Genomic DNA, 18,429 nt, shown 5'->3' with positions numbered 1-18,429 from the left:
GTTCGGGCTGCCGGTTGTCGAGAGCCATGCTGCTTCCCTTCCCCGCCTCTTGTGCCAGAATCGCCCTACCCGGGCCGATCTTCGCGGACCGTGGACGCAGCGAGACAATTGCCTGGGAGATGAATCCAGAAGTGAGCGTAACCACGGCATGCTGGCGTGGCGGCAAGTCGCGCGAGCCCGGCACCGTGACGAGGGGCGGCTTCCCGGCTAGAGTTGGTCCAACAGATACTGTTAGGAGGGGCAGGTGCAGGATCCAAGCACGCCGCACGAATGGCGAGGTGTGGCCGAGGCTCGGAAAATCGATGCATCTAGTCTGCACGGCGATGGTCGGACACTTGCTGCGCTTTATTTCTACGGCTTTGCCGTCGAGTGCTACGCGAAAGCGCTTCTAGCTCAGCTACCTCGGTATCAGAGTAAAATGAAGCAATCCCATAATCTCATCGAGCTGCTCGAACTGGGGGGAGTTCCGAGAACCAGTCTGTCGACTGAGCTTCGAAGGACAGCAGAAATCCGCGATGTATCCCTTCGGTATCAGAGTGAGCTTCCAAGCGGATTTGACCTCGACGAAATTAAACGGATGCAGCGCCTGATGCACACTGTGGACAAGCGGGTACAGCGGATGGTCGATCGAAAGCTCCGGCGCACACGCATACGAGAAGATAGGAGCCGTCGATGATCGAGCAAGACGATCTTGACACCTTGGTGCAGTCACTTGAGGCGTTCTTCGACGATGTGCACGACGAGGTAACGGTCATCCCCGATGACTTCCGCGGCCTTCGATTGCGGATCGTGTCTTCACGATTTCGTCTGATGGACAAGTCAGCACGTCGCGAAGCCGTGCTTGACATCGTAGACGATGAAGAGATAGCAGCACTCGCTCTACTTTCGCCTGAGGAAGTTGACGGTCCAGACGACGTCCGAATCGAACGAGATAGCGAGGACCTGCCGCTCTGGGCTGACACCCTGGCCGAGGGTAGCGCGAGTCCGACGCTGCAGGTGCATCTCCCCTCTTCGAGGCAGGAACAGCTGACTCCACCAATCGTGGCGACTTTCTATTCTCTACGCGGCGGGGTTGGTCGCTCGACTGCTTTAGCCCATGCGGCCTACAACCTCGCGGCGCAAGGGCTAGCCGTTCTTTGTGTGGATATGGACCTTGAGGCCCCGGGTCTTGCTGCGCTCTTCGGAGTCGAAGCCGAAGCGGTCGAGCGCCCTGGAGTCGTCGACATTCTCGGCTCTATCGATATCAATGGTGAAGTGCCGACCGGTTTTACTGACTCGTTCATTCGCGTTCCCACAGCTGACGCGAATAGTCGACTTGAGGTTCTTCACGCAGGTACAATATCGCCCTCCTACGCCCGCGACCTCGGGTTGATCGACCCCGAGGCCTGGTATCGGGAAGACTTCAACCCACTACGCGTGCTTGTCGACGCGATACGAGAGTTGGACGTTGCCGTTCGTCCTGATGTAATTCTCGTCGACTCCCGCACTGGACTTAGTCCGATCGCGGCCCCGCTTCTCTTCGATATCGCGGACTTGGCAATCATTGCGTTCCTGCCTCATCCGCAGGCGCGAGTCGGGACATCGCTTCTTACGCGCGCCCTGCTTTCTGCCCGATCGTCGCGTGCAACGGCTGATGGGGTGCGTCTAACACCTGAGCCTCGATTCGTCGTCTCACCGGTTGCTCCGAGTGAGGAAAACTTTGCACGCGCGCAACAGCGCGCCCTGAATTGGATTAGTGAGTGGTTGGCACCCGCTCGCGACAATGAGGGCAATAAGCCGTTCGATGACTTGGAAGAGATCATCCATGTAGTTGGTTACAACGAAGAGATCGCTTCTAGCGACACCGCGCGCGGTGCTTCGCTGCACGGGGCATATGAACCGATCGCGCAGTGGATCGCTGGCTTCGTCGAAACAGCCGAGGTGGCCGGTCCTGGTGAAGCAAGCAATGAGATTATTCCGTCAAAGCTGGAGGTCCTCGAATCGCTCGGATTCACTGGACAGACGGCGGATGGGCAAAGCGCGGAGGATATTCGCGACATTTTTGTGAGTACGGAGGCAGTTGCTAAGGCGCTTCGTTCTGACACTCGCCTCGTCATCGGCCGTAAGGGGACCGGAAAGACTCTTCTTTTCCGGCAGATCCACTTCAACGAGCGAATCAAGAGCGTTGCGGTCACTATGCCGGCTGGGGAGGATCCGGGTCCTCTGGGAATCAGCGCGGCTCAGTATACAAACCTCGACAAAATCCTCATTGAGCATGGATTGCCGTGGGATGTGGCCTGGCGCGCGCTTATTCTGCTCGCTTTGCTCCGTGACGGACACATCTCACGGCCCGGCAGCCTCCCGGAGCTCAAAGCGGAGCAACTGAGCTCGACGTACCGCGGACAGGCGCTGCTCGCCGACGTGCGTAGCCTGTTGGCTATCCCGGATGCCGACGTAGTTATTGCGGACTGGCTCGGAGAGGTTGATGAATCCCTCGACGCCCCCATTTACGCCCTTTTCGACGGTTTAGATACCGGGTTTAATACGGATAGGGGCCTCCGTAATCGTGCCGTGACCGGTTTGCTACTGCTTCTGAATGGTGAGGCGCGAGCTTTCAAGCGACTTCACTTCAAGGTGTTCTTGCGTGAAGACATCTTCCGCTCGGTGGATATCCCAAACCGAACGCACCTTCGGTCGGAGGCATCGGTCCTCGCCTGGAATGATCAGTACGACTACCTAAGGCTCGTAATTCGGCAGGTCTGGCGGTCCGGGGAATTTCGCACGTATGTCGAAGCGGCGCTCGTGCAAGATGATGCAGGGCTTGCTCCGGAGAGGGCATTCAATTTCAATACGGACATTGAATATTGGCCCGACGACATCGTATTGGCTGTCTGGCGAGTTCTCGTAGGTGAACGGATGTCTGGCGGCAAGACGGCCTTCACTCAGAATTGGGTTTGGGCGCGCTTGGCGGATGTGAACGAAGACCACGCTCCTCGTCACTTGATCGGGCTATTCGAACACGCAGTAGAGAAGGAGCGGACGCTCGAGCAAGGGGCCCCTTACTCGCGTGCCTTAATTCGCCCGAGGGCGCTGACTGAGGCGCTCGATTCCGTCAGTGAGGGCGCCCTTGATGCTCTCGAGGAGGAGTTTCCTGAGCTCGAGGAGATACTGCAGGAGCTTCGGGAAATTGGTCGTACACCGTTTGATGAGGAGCTGTCCGGGGAGGTGGAGCTAGCGCGGGAGGTCGGGCTTGTTTCTCGGTTTACCGACGGGCGTTACAGGGTGCCGGATATCTACCGACGACCCTTGGGTATGAACCGTCAGGGGCAGCAGTAACCACGATGTATTAACGGTTCAGAGTTCAGCCGGCGATGCTCTCGATCAGCATGCCGGACTGCACGAAGGACGTGTGGATCGCGTTCGCGGCCTGCTCGAACGCGCGGTTGCCACGCGAGATCCCGATCGCCCCGCCCTTGATCGCGGACTTGCCGGAGCCGCGCAGCAGTCGAGCGACGGTGCGGCCGTCCGCGGTGACCATGATCTGCACGTCGAGCCGAGTGTGGAAGGTGCGGTCGTTCGCGAGACCGCCGATGAGCAGCGTGAGGCCCAGGCTGCCGCGGGTGGCTCGGAGCGCGCCCTGCTCGGCGTCCTCCACCGTGTAGCCCTCGTTGGCGAGTGCCGAGCGGACCTGGCCGCGAGCGGTCTCGGGGTCGGTGGCGACGAAGAAGTCGTGACTCTCGGGCATTGTCTGCTGATCCTCTCGAAGGCGTCCGTGCGGACACGGAGGACGCTCGCCCCCCGACGACGATCATGCCGTGCCGGAACGTCAGGTGTGTCGCTTACGCTGGCTGTGTCATGACTGCCTCGATGAACCGCCGCGCACTCCTGTCCCTCGCCGGTGTCGCCGGGATCGGGCTCGCGGTCGCCGCGTGCTCGTCCGGCAGTGACGATGCCGGCAAGAAGAACAGCAGCAGCGGCAAGGACGACAACGCCGAGGCCGGCACGAGCACGACCACCCCGAAGCCCGCCGCGAAGTCCCTGACCCCTGCGCAGGTCCCGCTCGTCGGCGGCGTCACGGTCACCGTCGCGGGCACCGGTCTCGCCGCGGTCAAGGGCGTCACCGTCGGCGGGGTCGCTGCCCGCGACGTCACGGCCACCGAGTCGAAGGTCACCTTCACGGCTCCACACCAGGCGATGTACACCGCCGGTGACGCCGCCGTCGCGCTCTTCACCGAGTCGATCGAGCCGACCCCGTCCGCCAACCAGTCGTCCGACGGCAACGGCAGCGCCGCGAACGACGGGCAGACCGGCGCGACGCAGGACTCGGCCACTGCGACGCCGACCCCCACGGCAGCGCCGGTGCCCGATGCGTCCACCGCGGTGGCGACGTCGTCGATGGCCTACGCCGCGTTGACCGACGTCGACCGGCAGCTCCAGTACGCGATGGCGCACTGGAAGGACTACAACCTGTCCGAGTACGGCACCATGAACCCGATCGGCGGCGACTGCGCGAACTACGTCAGCCAGACGCTCATCGCCCGCGGCTGGGAGCAGCGCTCCGACTGGTACAACCGCGCAGCCGGTGCCGAGCACAGCGCCACGTGGACGTACTGCCCGACGATGGACCCGTGGCTCGAGACGAACGCTGCGGAGTTCGGGCTCACCCGGCGCTCCTCGGACGAGCGCGACAAGGTCAAGGTCGGCGACATCGTCTTCTACGACTGGAACGCGAACGGATCGCCGGACCACACCACCATCGTGTCCGAGGTCTTCACCGAGTCGGACGGCACCATCCGCATCAAGTCGGCGAGCCACAACCAGGACGGCCCGTACCGCGACCTCGACGAGATGATCACGGTGCAGCACCCGGGCGGAAGCGCCTGGTTCCACACCTTCGACGCGTAGCCCGACGGGCGCGCGCCGCGCTCAGGAGCACCGCGAGCAGCTCAGGAACACCCCGAACAGCTCAGGGGTACCCGAGGAACCAGAGCAGCACGATCGCGACCGGCTGCAGGCACACCCCGACCACGAGCCACGTCACCGCTCGCCGCCGCGTCCGCACGAACACGTCCGACCCGAGCAACGGCGCCATCGGCATGAGCAGCCGCGGCAACGACTGCTGCGGCAGGAACACCGCGACCAGGTACAGCCCGTACGACGCCGTGAACGCGAGCACGTCCGGCCCGAGGGCCCGGGTGCTCCTGCGCGAGAAGAACCACACCGCGCCGACGAGCACCGCGACGACGAGCACGATGCCAAGCGGTCCGAGCCACGTCGATGCCATCGTGAACCACGGCGTCAACGGGGCGAAGTGCTGTCGCCCGACGAACCCCACCCACCACGACAGTTCGGTGTCCAGGTAGGCGTTCGGCCGCCCGGTCACCGCCGAGGCGATCACCGGCCAGGCCAGACCCGCCGCCGCGACGACGAGGCCGGAGACCACGATCGCGATGCGGTCACGCCACGGGAACACCTCGGCAGGTCGAGCAGACCGGCGGGACCCGACCCACCGGACGACCAGGTGCACGGCCAGCGCCACGGCCAACGCGAGGACCCCGGGTTTCGTGAACGCCGCGACCACCCCGAGCGGCGCGATCAGCCAGTACCGCCGTCGGACCAGCGCCAGCAGCGCTCCGAACAGCAGCACGAGCAGCAGGCTCTCGGCGTAGGCGACCTGCAGCAGGAACCCGGTCGGCGCGAACGCGAACAGTGCGGTGGCCCAGCGGGCCCGGTGCGAGCAGCCCACCGCGAGCACGAGCCGGTACAGCAGGACGCAGGCCCCGGCGCCGGCGATAGTCGCGACGAGCACTCCCGCGACCCAGAACGAGGCCCCCGTCAGGGTCATGACGGCCCGCACGATGGCCGGGAACACCGGCAGGAACGCCCAGGCGTTCGGCGCGACGTGGCCCGCATCGTCGAGGGGGAGCGTGGCCGGGTACCCGTGCTCCGCGATGGTCCGGTAGAACGAGGCGTCCCACGATCCGGAGAACGTGAAGAACGACGGGTCCTGCCGGTACGACGCGAACGTCCAGCCGTTCGCGGTCGCCAGCACGTACATCGTGGCGAGCAGCAGCGTGCTCACCAGGCGCGAGGCGGCCCAGATGAGCAGGGGCGCGGTCCACGCGCTGCGGGGTCCGGTCAGCAGGCTGCGCACCCCCGACCGGGAGGCCCGGCTCGTCTCCGCCACGCTCGTCACCCGCCCGATCCTCGCAGACCAGGGCTCGGGCCCGCGCCAGCGGGCGGCCGTGCGTCGGGCTGCGCGCCGATCTGCCCTCATGGTGAGCAGCAATGGTCGGGTCCGTCTACCGGACCCGACCATTCCTGCTCACGAAGTGCGGGCCTCCCGGCTAGCGACCGGTGACCGCGCGACGGATCTGCTCGATCGGGACCTTCGGGGAGCGGTCGGCGTTGAGCAGGCCGTTCGTCTCCTGCATGGTGTCGGTCAGCTGCGTGTAGCAGGAGCCGGCCAGGAACGAGCTCGCCCGGATCGCGTCGTACAGTGCCGTGATGCGGGTGACCCAGTCGTCGCCGTCGGTGGCCGAGGTGTAGCCCCAGCCGTCCTCGCGCTGTGCACCCGGCTGGTAGTTCACGCCACCGAACTCGGTGAGCATCACCGGCTGGCCGAGGTCCTGCGCGCCACCCACAAGCACCCAGCGGTCTGACGGGCCGAAGTGGGTGAACAGCGCCGTGCGTGCTGCGTCGTCGGCGTAGGTGCGGGCGAGTGCGTCGCCGGCACCCTCGTAGTCGTGGATCGTGACGATGTCGGAGTTGGTGTGCTCCCACCCGTCGTTCGAGATCACCGGACGCGTCGGGTCGATCGCCCGCGTGACGTCGGCCAGGGACCGGGCGTAGGCCTGCTGCGCCGGATCCGTGCTGATGTGCTGCACGCCCCAGCTCTCGTTCGCCGGCACCCACGTGACGATCGACGGGTGCGATGCATCACGCTCGACGGCGTCCATCCACTCACGCATCAGGCGCTGGACGGCACGCGGTGAGAAGGCGTAGGCACCGGGGGCCTCGCCCCAGACCAGGATGCCGAGTCGGTCCGCCCAGTACAGGAACCGGGGGTCCTCGATCTTCTGGTGGTTGCGGGCCGCGTTGAAGCCGAGCTCCTTGATGAGCTCGACCTCGCGGCGCAGTGCTTCGCGCGACGGCGCGGCGATGTGCGAGTCCGGCCAGTAGCCCTGGTTCAGGACACTGCGGACGTCGTAGCTGTGGCCGTTCAGCAGGAAGGTGCCGCCGTCGACGCCGACGGTGCGGAGCCCGAAGTAGGACGCGACGGAGTCGATCGGCGTCGTGCCGGTACGGGGGAGGAGCGAGACCGTGGCGTCGACCAGGCGCGGGGCGTCCGGGGTCCAGTGCAGTTCGTCCTCGGCCTGCCCGTTCGTCTGGCGCGCGATCGGCACGACCACGTCGAACTCGTCCGAGGTGTCACCGAGCGTGGCCTCGACGGTGGCGAGGTGCTCGTCACGCTCGTCCCACCGGGCGACGACGCGCAGGCGCTCGCCGCCGGTGCGGCCGCCAGCGATCCGGACCGTCAGGCGGACGGTGGCGTGGTCGACGTTCGTCCAACGCAGGTACTCGATCGAGGCGGTCGGCACGGCTTCGAGCCACACGGTCTGCCAGATGCCCGTGGTGCGGCGGTACCAGATGGCGTGCGGGTCCTCGTGCCAGTCCTGCTTGCCGCGGGGCTGGGTCAGGTCGTGCGGGTCGTCCTCGGCGCGGACGACCAGGGTGTGGACAGCGTCGGGGTCGGTGGCGAGGGCGTCGGTCACGTCGAAGGAGAACGGCGTGTGGCCGCCCTCGTGCTCGCCGACGAACTGGCCGTCGATCCAGACGCGGGCGCGGTAGTCGACGGCGCCGAAGTGCAGGACGAGTCGGGGTGCGGCGGTGCCGAGACCGGCGGCCTCGAGATCGGCGCGGGTGATCGCACGGGAGTACCAGACCACCGGGTGGAAGCCGGGCTCGTCGATGCCCGAGGCGACCGACTCGGGCGGGAACGGCACGACGATGTCGCGGGCGTCGGGGAACCCGGTGCGCCAGGCGGTGTCGTCGCCGTCGTTCCGGAAGGACCACGTGCCGTCGAGGTCAGCCCACGCGGTGCGGAGCATCTGCGGCCGGGGGTAGGTGCCGTCCTGCCGCGAGGCGAGGGGGAGTGCGGGAGCGGATGCGGTGTCAGGTGCGGCCACGGTGCCGTCGAGCGTGCTCATGGGTCCATGCTCCCGCGCCGGTACATCGTTGTAAAGGGCGTCGCAACGATTGCCGTCCGGAGAACCCGGCGGGTGCTCGGGGCGACGTCAGGCGATCGCGGCGCCGCGCGTCAGGACCATCACGTCCATGCGTCCCTGCTGCACGACGTCGCCGCGCTGGTTCCGCAGTGAGACCGTCCGCTCGACGATGCCGGTCGTGCCGGAGCTCGTCAGGCGCGTCGACAGGATCTCGACCTCGCAGGTCACGGTGTCCCCGATGAACACCGGCGCGGTGAACCGCCACTGGTCGATCCCGAGCAGTGCCACGGCCGACCCCTCGAACACCCCGGTCCGTGCGATCAGCCCCAGGCAGAGCGAGGTGCCGAGCAGCCCGTGCACGACCCGCTGGCCGTACCGGGTCTTGCCGGCGAACTCGACGTCGGTGTGCACCTGGTTGTTGTCGTTCGTCCACGAGGCGAAGGACACGACGTCCGCCTCGGTGATCGTGCGACCCGGGGTCGTGAAGGTCTGTCCGGCGGCGAGGTCCTCGAGGTAGTGGGGCACGTCCGCGATTCTCGCAGAGGAGCGCGACGAGCCTCACGCCCGGCCGCGCTCACAGTCGGGCGAGCACCTTCCGCGAACGTCGCAGCCCCCGCTCGAGCACGGCGTGCTCGGCCGTCGCCAGCGCCCCGTACCCGAAGGTGTCGGCGCCGTCCCGGGCCGCGGGCCCGGAGAGCCGCCGGTAGGCATCTGCCGCGTGTGCCGCGTCGAGGGCGTCACCGAGCGTCTCCTGCACCCGCCGCAGCCGGCTGAGCCGCCGCTTCCCGAGGTCGGCGACGTCACCGGCTGCTTCCAGCGCGTACCGCAGGCGCCGTGCCGCCTTCCGGATCTCGTGCAGGACGTCGAGACCCGCCGCGCCACCGTCGACCAGTCGTCGGACCCGAGCGCGCTCGCGGTCGATGCGCTGCGCCACGAAGGCGGCGGCGGCGTCGTCGGCGTGCGGTCCGGCCGGGGCGCGGAGCAGCAGCTGGTCGAGCGCGTCGAGGGTGCGGAACCAGTCGTCCGAGCGCAGGGCCTGGCGGAGTTCCGCTGCGGCCGCGCTGTGGAGTGCCGCCGCCTGCTCGCCGATCCGGTCCAGTGTCGGCGCGTCGACGAAGCCCTCGGGGGTCCGAGCCGCCGACCGGAACAGCCCGCCGTGCAGGACCTCGGCATCGCGGGCGACCCCGGCGACACGTCCGGCTTCGGCGAGGGCGGCCCGCAGTGCCTCGGTCGCCTCGCGGTCGAGGGCTCCGCGGTACGCCGCGAGCACGCTCCGCAGCCGACGGACCATCTTCCGGAAGTCGTGCACCGACTCGTGGTCGTCGGCGCGGACTCGGGGGTCGACCGCGACGAGGTCGGCGCGGAGTGACTCGAGGACCCGCAGCACGAACGCCGCAGCGGTGCCCGAACGTGGTCGCTTCGCCCGGTTGCCGCGCCGCTCCGGGGCGAGCACGGGGGCGGGCGGGACCACGACCGCCGAGGTCGACGGCGGCTCGGTGGCCGCGTCGTCCAGTGCTCGCTCCGCGGCCCGTGCCGTGGTGCCGTCCCGCCCGTCGTCCGACAGCGCCCACCACCGTGCGGACCGCAGCACGGAGGTGTCCGGGTCGCCTTCGTCCACCCGGACGTCGGCGATCTCGGCTCGGACCCGACCGTCCTTCCCGCGCAGGGTCACGAGCGTCGTCGTGGTGTCCCGGAGGCGGACCGTCGCCACCGCCCGCCCGCGCAGGAACACCTCGACCCCGTCACGCGGGGGCTGCTCGCCGTCCGGTCGATCGAGGTCCGCGCCCACCGGTACCGGGCCGTCGCCGTGGTCGAGGCTCCAGGAACCGTCCTGGGCGCGGGTGAGCGTCACCCCTTCGGCCGCGAGCACGCGCTCGTCGGAGTCCCACACGGTCTCGCGGAGCGACACGGGCTCGTGCCGTTCGACGGCGGATGCGAGAGGCTCGAGTGCCGGCAACCGGCGGTCGTCGGGGATCCGCCAGCTCCGGCGGGGATCGGTGTGGGCGGTGTCGGGGGCGGGGTGCTGGCTCGGCATGTCCGCAAGTGTCGTCCGCCAGCACCCGTGCGGTCCGAGCGCAGGCGCGTTCTGTGGACGGACGGCCCAGAACCGCGAGCTGTGCAGGGATGAGTGACGGACTCGGCACCTCGCCAGCACTCGGCGCGTACGGTCCGCTGCATGAGCGACGGAGCCCGCCACCCCCGCGACACCGCACCCGACACCCGCGACACCGCACCCGACACCCGCGACACCGCACCCCCGAGCGCCACCGCCCCGAGCGACCACGACCTCGAGTCCTGGATCGCCGACCGCCGGTGGTACGCGTCGAAGGGGTCCGTGCCGCGCCTCCGCACCCTCTCCACCGCCGACGGCACCCGGCTCGTCCTCGACGAAGCCCCCGCAGCACCCGCGGCTCCGGTCCTCTACCAGTCACCCGTGACCAGCGGCCCCGACGGCACCATCGCCGACGCCACCGCCGACCACGCGTGGATCACGGCGCTCGCCGCACGCATCGACGCGGACCCGCAGAGCCTCCGCCCCATCGGCACCGTCACGGCTGCCCGCGTCCTGACCGGCGAGCAGTCCAACACCTCGGTCATCTGCGACACCGAGTCCGGTGCCCGCGTCATCATCAAGGTGTTCCGCGTCCTGCACCACGGCGACAACCCCGACGTCACGACGCAGCTCGCATTGTCTGCAGCCGGCAGCGCACGCGTCCCCCAGGTCTACGGCGCACTGCGGGGTAGCTGGCCCGACGTCGGGCAGGGCAGCGGCACGGCGACCGGTCACCTCGCGTTCGCGCAGGAGTTCCTGCCGGGCCTCGAGGACGCCTGGCGTGTGGCCCTCGAGGAAGCGCACGCCGGCACGCCCTTCGGCGATCGGGCCGAGCAGCTCGGGGCGGCGCTCGCCGAAGTCCACCGCACCCTCGCCGAGGCGCTGCCGTCCGAGCCCGCCGACGAGGCGCGACGACGGACCGCCGTCGCGACGATGCACGAGCGGCTCGACACCGCCGCGCGTGAGGCCCCGGCCGTCGCCGAGCACGCAGACGCGATCCGAGCGGTGTACGCGGCAGCGACGGCGACGCCCTGGCCGGACCTGCAGCGCATCCACGGCGACCTGCACCTCGGGCAGGTGCTCGCTGCCCCCGAGCCGCGCGGGTGGGTCTTCCTCGACTTCGAGGGGGAGCCGCTCCGCCCCCTGGCCGAACGCTCGTTGCCGGACGTCACGCTCCGTGACGTGGCCGGCATGCTCCGGTCGTTCGACTACGTCGCCGGAGCCCTGGCGCACGACGCGGAACCGGTCGACGCAGCGGGCTGGGCGGACGAGGCACGCGTGCGGTTCCTCGACGGGTACCAGCGGGGGACCGGCACCGACCTCGGCGCGCACCGGGAGCTCCTGGATGCGTTCGAGCTCGACAAGGCCGTCTACGAGGTCGTCTACGAGACCCGGAACCGACCCGACTGGGTCGGCATCCCGCTCGCGGCCGTCACGCGCCTGGTCGGCCGCAGCGGGTCCTGACCGCGCACCCGAAGGCGGACGGGAGGCCCGTGGCGATCCCGCCACGGGCCTCCCGTCGTACGCCGTGACGGACAGTGCCCGTCGCGCGTCAGTCGCCAGCCGCCAGCCGTCAGTTGACGGGGCCGGTGTACTTCTCGCCCGGTCCGGCGCCCGGTGCGTCCGGGATCGCCGATGCCTCGCGGAACGCGAGCTGCACCGAGCGCAGCCCGTCGCGCAGCGGACGGGCGTGGTGGTCGCCGATCTCGGTCGCCGCGGCGGTGACCAGTCCGGCCAGTGCGGTGATGAGCTTGCGCGCCTCGTCCAGGTCGGTCTGCTCCTGGGGGTCGTCGGCCAGGCCGACCTTCACGGCGGCGGCACTGAGCAGGTGCACGGCCACGGTGTTGATGAGTTCGACGGCCGGCACCTCCGAGATGTCCCTGGCGGCGTCGATGCCGCTGCCGTCGTCGTCGATCGGGGTGTCGGTCACGGTGCTCCTCTGCTAGACTCACTCGCGGCAGATGCTGTCCGTGTGCCATCAGGTTCTCCTGAAGCGCTCGGACGGTGTCACGAAAGAGGAGTCTCTCCCACCCGCGGCCGCGTTCCACCAGGCTACCGGGTCACCACCGCTCCGCGAGTGCACAGCAACTGGGTGCACGCGTCGGTCGGGTCCACGGATCCGACGCAGGGCGGCTGCCGAACGGGTTCCGATCCGTGCGTCAGATCTCCTCTCTCGTGCTGTCGTCCAGGGCAAACGTCCCGGGCGACCACCACCTGATTGAAGGAGCTCCGCATCACCGATCCCCGTACCAACGACCGAATCCGCGTTCCCGAAGTCCGACTCGTCGGCCCGCAGGGTGAGCAGGTCGGCGTTGTCCCGATCGCCATGGCACTGCGCCTCGCGCAGGAAGCCGAACTGGATCTGGTCGAGGTCGCGCCGAACTCGAAGCCGCCCGTGGCCAAGATCATGGACTACGGCAAGTTCAAGTACGAAGCCGCTCAGAAGGCCAAGGAAGCCCGTCGCAACCAGGTGAACACGGACCTGAAAGAGGTCCGTTTCCGCCTGAAGATCGACGTGCACGACTACGAGACGAAGCGCAAGCGCGCCGAGGGGTTCCTCCTCGGTGGCGACAAGGTGAAGGCGATGATCCTCTTCCGTGGCCGCGAGCAGTCGCGTCCGGAGCAGGGTGTCCGTCTCCTCCACAAGTTCGCGGAGGAGATCGCCGAGTTCGGCGTCGTCGAGTCCCGTCCCACCCAGGACGGCCGCAACATGACGATGATCATCGCCCCCCTGAAGAACAAGTCCGACGTCAAGGGCGAGCAGAACGCGAAGCGCGCTGCACAGAAGGCCGAGCGTCGTGCCACCGAGCACGCTGCGAAGGACCACTCGGACGCCGAGACCGAGACCGAGGCCCCGGCCGAGGCTCCCGCGCAGGACACGGCACCGGCCAAGAGCGACGCTCCCGCCGAGTAGGTCACCCAGACCGACCCCGCAACGACGCGGCTCCCATCCATCCCACGGAAAGGCACCACCATGCCCAAGCAGAAGACCCACTCCGGGTCGAAGAAGCGCTTCAAGATCACCGGTACCGGCAAGGTCATGAAGCAGCAGGCCGGTATGCGTCACAACCTCGAGGTCAAGAGCTCCAAGCGCAAGGCCCGCCTGAACGAGGACCAGGTCCTCTCCAAGGCAGACGCGAAGAACGTCAAGAAGCTCCTCGGCCACTGAGCCCCCGGATCGTAAAGGAATAGTGCAATGGCACGAGTAAAGAGAGCGGTCAACGCCGCCAAGAAGCGCCGCGTCATCCTCGAGCGCGCCGAGGGTTACCGCGGCCAGCGTTCGCGTCTGTACCGCAAGGCCAAGGAGCAGGTCACCCACTCCCTGGTCTACGCGTACCGCGACCGTCACGCGAAGAAGGGCGAGTTCCGTCGCCTGTGGATCCAGCGCATCAACGCTGCGTCCCGTGCGAACGGCCTGACCTACAACCGTCTGATCCAGGGTCTGGGTCTGGCCGGTGTCGAGGTCGACCGTCGCATCCTCGCCGACCTCGCGGTGAACAACCCCGAGACCTTCACCGCGCTCGTCGAGACCGCGAAGAAGGCCCTCCCGGCCGACACCTCGGCCCCGAAGGCTGCGTAGTCAGTTCTTCTGCTCGCGAAACCCCCGCCGCACGGCGGGGGTTTCGTCGTTCCTAGACTTGGGTCGTGAGCGAACTCCTCGAGAACCCCCGTGCCGGACGCGTGAAGGCCGTCGCGGCCCTGTCGAAGAAGGACGTCCGTGCCGAAACGGGCCTCTTCCTGCTGGAGGGGCCGCAGGCGGTGCGTGAAGCACTCGAGTACGCCCCGGAGCTCTTGCGCGAGCTCTACGTGACGCCGACTGCCGCAGCCCGCTACGGGCTCGACGACGCTCCGGTCGACACCTGGTTCGTGACGGAGCAGGTCCTCGACGCGATGGCGGACACCGTGACGCCGCAGGGCGTCGTCGCCGTCTGCCAGCAGTTCCCGACGTCGGTCAAGGACGTCTTCCCGGACCGTCGCGTCGGTGACGCTGCTGCTGCCGTCGACCTGGAGGCCCGTGGGGACGCCGACGAGCCGGCCGCGTTGCCGGGGCTGGTCGCCATCCTCGAAGAGGTACGGGACCCGGGGAACGCCGGCACGATCATCCGCGCCGCCGACTCCGCCGGCGCCGACGCGGTGGTCCTCACCGGGCGGTCGGTGGACCCGTACAACCCGAAGGTCGTCCGGTCGACCACGGGCTCGCTGTTCCACGTGCCGGTGTCGGTCGGCGTGACCCTGGCCGACACGATCGCGCGGGCGAAGGCACTCGGGTACACCGTGCTCGCGGCCGACGTCTCGGGCGACGACCTGCCGGTGGTCCGGGCCGATGGCATGCTCGACGGTCCGACCGCGTGGGTGTTCGGCAACGAGGCTCGCGGGCTCACCACCGAGGACCTCGCGCTCGTCGACCGTGCGGTGAAGGTGCCGATCTACGGTCAGGCGGAGTCGATGAACCTGGCGACGGCGGCCTCGGTCTGCCTGTACGAGTCGGCGTTCGCACTCCGGAGCTGACGTTCCTCCACAGGCCTGCCGGTACTGACGGTCATCCACCGTCTGATCGGTGCAGGCGGGTGGTATCCCGTCGGCCGGTAGGCTTGGGTCTCGTGTCAGAACCTCTCGAGATCAGCGAATCGGCCGTCGCCGACGCCGTGGATGCAGCACTCGCCGCCGTCCGCGCCACGACGACGGTCGCCGAACTGAAGCAGGCCAGGGCCGAGCACACCGGTGAGCAGTCGCCGCTGGCTCGGATGAACGCGTCGATGCGCAGCGTCCCGCCGGAGCAGAAGGCCGCGGCCGGCAAGCTCGTCGGTCAGGCCCGCGGGCGGCTGAACGCGGCGATCGCGGAGCAGGAGTCGGTCCTCGCCGTGGCTGAAGAGCGCGCGCGGCTCGAGGCCGAGCGCGTCGACGTCACCGCGTTGCCGACCCACCGCCCGACCGGCTCGCGCCACCCGCTCTCGCTGCTCAACGAAGCCGTCGCGGACATCTTCGTCGGCATGGGGTGGGAAGTGGCAGAGGGCCCCGAGCTCGAGCACGAGTGGTTCAACTTCGACGCCCTGAACTTCGACCAGGACCACCCGGCCCGGGCCATGGCGGACACGATCTTCGTCGAGCCCGTCGACCGGCACCTGGTCATGCGCACCCACACGTCGCCCGTGCAGGTGCGGTCCCTGCTGTCCCGCGACCTCCCGCTCTACGTCATCGCTCCGGGCCGCGTGTACCGCGCCGACGAGCTCGACGCCACGCACCTGCCGGTCTTCACCCAGGTCGAGGGCATCGCGATCGACAAGGGCCTGACGATGGCGCACCTGCGTGGCACGCTCGAGCACTTCGCCCGCCAGGTCTTCGGTGCCGAGGCGCAGATCCGCCTGCGCCCGAACTACTTCCCGTTCACCGAGCCCAGCGCCGAGATGGACGTCTGGCAGCCGAACGCCAAGGGTGGCGCGCGGTGGGTCGAGTGGGGCGGCTGCGGCATGGTCAACCCCAACGTCCTGCGTGCCGCCGGCATCGACCCGGACGAGTACCAGGGCTTCGCCTTCGGCATGGGCATCGAGCGGACGCTGCAGTTCCGCAACGGCCTGAACGACATGCGTGACTTCCTCGAGGGCGACATCCGCTTCTCGCAGCAGTTCGGAACGGTGGTCTGATGCGCGTCCCACTCCGCTGGCTCGGCGAGTCCGTCGACCTCCCCGAGGACGTCACCCTCGAACACGTCCACGCGGCGCTCGTGTCGGTCGGCTTCGAGGAAGAGGACGTCCACACCTTCGACCTGACCGGCCCCGTCGTGGTCGGCCGGGTGCTCGAGCGCGTCCCGGAACCGCAGAAGAACGGCAAGACGATCAACTGGTGCCAGGTGGACGTCGGTGAGCCCGAGCCCCGCGGCATCGTCTGCGGTGCGCACAACTTCGACGTGGGCGACCTCGTCGTCGTGACGCTGCCCGGCGCCGTGCTGCCCGGACCGTTCCCGATCGCGGCCCGCAAGACCTACGGCCACGTCTCCGACGGCATGATCGCCTCCGCGCGTGAGCTCGGTCTCGGTGACGAGCACGAGGGCATCCTCCGCTTCGCAGACCTCGACATGGAGCCCGACGTCGGCCAGGACGCCATCGCGCTCCTCGGCCTCGACGACGCGGCGGTCGAGATCAACGTCACGCCGGACCGCGGGTACGTGCTGAGCATGCGCGGTGTCGCGCGTGAGTACGCCCACGCCACCGGCGCGAGCTTCCACGACCCCGTCGACCGCGTCGCACCCCGCACGGCAGAGGGCTTCTCGGTCACGATCGACGACCAGGCTCCGATCCGCGGTCGCGTCGGCGCGAGCACCTTCGTCACCCGCGTCGTCCGAGGCATCGACCCCACCGCGAAGACACCGGCTTGGATGGTGTCGCGTCTCGCCCTGGCAGGCGTCCGTTCGATCTCGCTGCCCGTCGACATCACGAACTACGTCATGTTCGAGCTCGGCCAGCCGCTGCACGGCTACGACCTGTCGACCGTCCGCGGTGGCCTGGGCGTCCGTCGTGCCGCTGTTGGCGAGACGCTCGAGACCCTCGACGGCGCCGAGCGGAAGCTCGACCCCGAGGACCTCGTCATCACCGACCACGACGGCCCCGTCGGGCTCGCCGGCGTGATGGGCGGTGCCCGGACGGAGATCTCGGCGAGCACGACCGACGTCCTGATCGAGGCAGCTGGCTTCGACCAGGTCTCGATCGCGCGGACCGCTCGCCGCCACAAGCTGCCGAGCGAGGCCTCCCGTCGGTTCGAGCGCGGCGTCGACCCGCTCGTGGCCGAGGCTGCTGCGAACCGTGCCGTCGACCTCCTCGTCGAGCTGGCCGGCGGCACGGCCGATGCCCTCGGTTCCACGCTCGTCGACACCGAGCCCCGTGCAACGGTCGCCATGCGGACCTCGCGTCCGGCCGAGCTCATCGGCGTGGACTACAGCGACGCCGAGGTCGTGGACACCCTCCGTGCGATCGGCGCGACGGTGCAGGCCGACGGCGCGCAGCTCGCCGTCACCCCGCCGACCTGGCGTCCGGACCTGACCGACGACACCACGTTGGTCGAAGAGGTCGCGCGGATCGTCGGGTACGACCGCATCCCGAGCGTGCTCCCCGTGGCCCCGCCCGGACGCGGGCTCACCCCGCACCAGCAGGCGCGCCGTCGGATCTCCGCGGCCCTCGCCGCCGCGGGTCTGGTCGAAGCGGTGACGGCGCCGTTCGTCTCCGCCGCGACGCAGGACGCCTACCCGGGGATCGACCCGGAGGGCGGCCCGAGCGTCGTCCTCGCCAACGCCCTCGACAGCGAGCAGAACCTGCTCCGCCGCAGTGGTGTGCCGGCCCTCGTCGACGCCGCTCGCCGGAACGTCTCGCGCGGCCTGCTCGACGTCGCGCTCTACGAGACCTCGCGGGTGTTCCTTCCAGCGACGGGCGTGACGCTCGGCACCGACGAGGTCCCGGCCGGTGCCGCGCTGCCCGACCGCGCGACGCTCGAGGCGCTCGACGCGTCCCTGCCCGCACAGCCGTTCCACGTGTCCGCCCTGCTCACCGGCAACCGCGTCGGCAAGCAGGCGGGCGTCGCGGCGGAGCCGTACGGCATCGCCGACGCGATCGACGCGGCTCGCCAGGTCGCGTGGGCCGTCGGCGTGGAACTGCGCGTCGTGCAGACCACCCACCCGTCCCTGCACCCGGGCCGCGCGGCGTCGCTGCTCGTGGGCGACACCGTCGTGGGCGTCGCCGGCGAACTCCTGCCGGAGCTGTCCGCCGCTGCGGTGCTGCCCCGCGTGGTGGCCGTGGTCGAGCTCGACCTCGACGCCATGGTGGCCGCGGCCCCCGACCTCGTCGCGGTCGCGCCGATCGTGTCGTACCCGGCAGCGACGCAGGACCTGTCCCTGGTCGTCGACGCCGGGGTGCCGGCCGGTGACGTGTTGGATGCGGTCCGCTCTGGTGCCGGAGACCTGTTGGAGTATGCTCGGCTCGTGGATGACTACCGGGGCTCCGGCGTGGACGAGGGACAGAAGTCCCTGACGTTCGCCCTGCGCTTCCGTGCCACGGACCGCACGCTGACCGCTGCCGAGGCCACCGAGGCCCGTGACGGCGCAGTCCGACGTGCCGGCGAGCGATTCGGGGCGACCCTGCGCGACTGACCCACGACGGGATCAGCACCGCCCGGGGTCGCCGC

At 69.0% G+C, this 18,429-nt stretch carries 16 protein-coding genes; 10 read left to right on the top strand and 6 right to left on the bottom strand.

Annotated elements, in window-relative coordinates; all coding sequences use genetic code 11:
• Positions 1-244: 244 nt before the first annotated feature.
• Together ACIPV1_RS18230 and ACIPV1_RS18225 are read left to right on the top strand one after the other, a co-directional pair.
• On the top strand, positions 245-676 hold the full coding sequence (locus ACIPV1_RS18230; protein ID WP_402726981.1) for a hypothetical protein: 432 nt from the start codon (positions 245-247) through the stop codon (positions 674-676).
• A complete protein-coding gene (locus ACIPV1_RS18225; protein WP_402726980.1) occupies positions 673-3,315 on the top strand; it encodes a P-loop ATPase, Sll1717 family in 2,643 nt (880 codons plus the stop codon). Before ACIPV1_RS18230 ends, ACIPV1_RS18225 begins: the two co-directional genes overlap by 4 nt.
• 25 nt (positions 3,316-3,340) lie before the next feature.
• Here the strand turns inward: ACIPV1_RS18225 and ACIPV1_RS18220 are convergent, their stop codons facing one another.
• Positions 3,341-3,724, bottom strand: a complete 384-nt coding sequence (locus tag ACIPV1_RS18220) for a hypothetical protein (protein ID WP_402726979.1) — start codon at positions 3,722-3,724, stop codon at positions 3,341-3,343.
• A 110-nt stretch (positions 3,725-3,834) separates the two neighbouring features.
• On the opposite strand from ACIPV1_RS18220, the gene ACIPV1_RS18215 reads away from it, so the two are divergent.
• Positions 3,835-4,884 carry an amidase domain-containing protein gene (locus ACIPV1_RS18215; protein WP_402726978.1) on the top strand — a complete coding sequence of 350 codons (1,050 nt, stop codon included), beginning with the start codon at positions 3,835-3,837 and terminating at the stop codon, positions 4,882-4,884.
• A gap of 61 nt (positions 4,885-4,945) precedes the next feature.
• Here the strand turns inward: ACIPV1_RS18215 and ACIPV1_RS18210 are convergent, their stop codons facing one another.
• The 4 genes from ACIPV1_RS18210 to ACIPV1_RS18195 form a co-directional block, all read right to left on the bottom strand.
• Positions 4,946-6,175 carry a hypothetical protein gene (locus tag ACIPV1_RS18210; RefSeq protein ID WP_402726977.1) on the bottom strand — a complete coding sequence of 410 codons (1,230 nt, stop codon included), beginning with the start codon at positions 6,173-6,175 and terminating at the stop codon, positions 4,946-4,948.
• Between the two features lie 151 nt (positions 6,176-6,326).
• Positions 6,327-8,189 carry a glycoside hydrolase family 2 protein gene (locus ACIPV1_RS18205; RefSeq protein WP_402726976.1) on the bottom strand — a complete coding sequence of 621 codons (1,863 nt, stop codon included), beginning with the start codon at positions 8,187-8,189 and terminating at the stop codon, positions 6,327-6,329.
• Positions 8,190-8,276: 87 nt separating this feature from the next.
• Positions 8,277-8,732, bottom strand: a complete 456-nt coding sequence (locus tag ACIPV1_RS18200; protein ID WP_131877385.1) for a MaoC/PaaZ C-terminal domain-containing protein — start codon at positions 8,730-8,732, stop codon at positions 8,277-8,279.
• A 49-nt stretch (positions 8,733-8,781) separates the two neighbouring features.
• A complete protein-coding gene (locus tag ACIPV1_RS18195; RefSeq protein WP_402726975.1) occupies positions 8,782-10,242 on the bottom strand; it encodes a CHAD domain-containing protein in 1,461 nt (486 codons plus the stop codon).
• Between the two features lie 141 nt (positions 10,243-10,383).
• Here ACIPV1_RS18195 and ACIPV1_RS18190 point away from each other — a divergent pair, with 141 nt between their 5' ends.
• Entirely contained in the window at positions 10,384-11,724 is a 1,341-nt protein-coding gene (locus ACIPV1_RS18190; protein WP_402726974.1) for a phosphotransferase, read from the top strand.
• Positions 11,725-11,833: 109 nt separating this feature from the next.
• On the opposite strand, the gene ACIPV1_RS18185 is transcribed toward ACIPV1_RS18190, so the two are convergent.
• The gene (locus tag ACIPV1_RS18185) at positions 11,834-12,190 is read right to left on the bottom strand and encodes a DUF1844 domain-containing protein (RefSeq protein WP_173170823.1); all 357 of its coding nucleotides are present in this window, start codon (positions 12,188-12,190) and stop codon (positions 11,834-11,836) included.
• 288 nt (positions 12,191-12,478) lie between these two features.
• Between ACIPV1_RS18185 and infC the strand changes: the two genes are divergently transcribed.
• The 6 genes from infC (at position 12,479) to pheT (ending at position 18,394) form a co-directional block, all read left to right on the top strand.
• Positions 12,479-13,174: a translation initiation factor IF-3 gene (gene infC / locus ACIPV1_RS18180; RefSeq protein ID WP_123293372.1), complete on the top strand. Its 696-nt coding sequence runs from the start codon at positions 12,479-12,481 to the stop codon at positions 13,172-13,174.
• A gap of 60 nt (positions 13,175-13,234) precedes the next feature.
• Positions 13,235-13,429: a 50S ribosomal protein L35 gene (gene rpmI, locus ACIPV1_RS18175; RefSeq protein WP_111086286.1), complete on the top strand. Its 195-nt coding sequence runs from the start codon at positions 13,235-13,237 to the stop codon at positions 13,427-13,429.
• Between the two features lie 27 nt (positions 13,430-13,456).
• Entirely contained in the window at positions 13,457-13,840 is a 384-nt protein-coding gene (rplT, locus tag ACIPV1_RS18170) for a 50S ribosomal protein L20 (RefSeq protein WP_111086285.1), read from the top strand.
• 65 nt (positions 13,841-13,905) lie between these two features.
• Positions 13,906-14,769, top strand: a complete 864-nt coding sequence (locus ACIPV1_RS18165; protein ID WP_402726973.1) for a TrmH family RNA methyltransferase — start codon at positions 13,906-13,908, stop codon at positions 14,767-14,769.
• Between the two features lie 92 nt (positions 14,770-14,861).
• On the top strand, positions 14,862-15,902 hold the full coding sequence (gene pheS / locus ACIPV1_RS18160; protein WP_111086283.1) for a phenylalanine--tRNA ligase subunit alpha: 1,041 nt from the start codon (positions 14,862-14,864) through the stop codon (positions 15,900-15,902).
• Complete coding sequence (pheT, locus tag ACIPV1_RS18155; protein ID WP_402726972.1) at positions 15,902-18,394, top strand: phenylalanine--tRNA ligase subunit beta; 2,493 nt, start codon at positions 15,902-15,904, stop codon at positions 18,392-18,394. The genes pheS and pheT overlap by 1 nt, the downstream gene beginning before the upstream one ends.
• The last annotated feature ends 35 nt before the right edge of the window (positions 18,395-18,429 follow it).

The sequence above is a fragment of the Curtobacterium sp. NPDC089991 genome, assembly GCF_044748425.1.
Classification (GTDB): Bacteria; Actinomycetota; Actinomycetes; order Actinomycetales; family Microbacteriaceae; genus Curtobacterium.
This window is presented reverse-complemented; position numbering and strand designations above follow the sequence as displayed.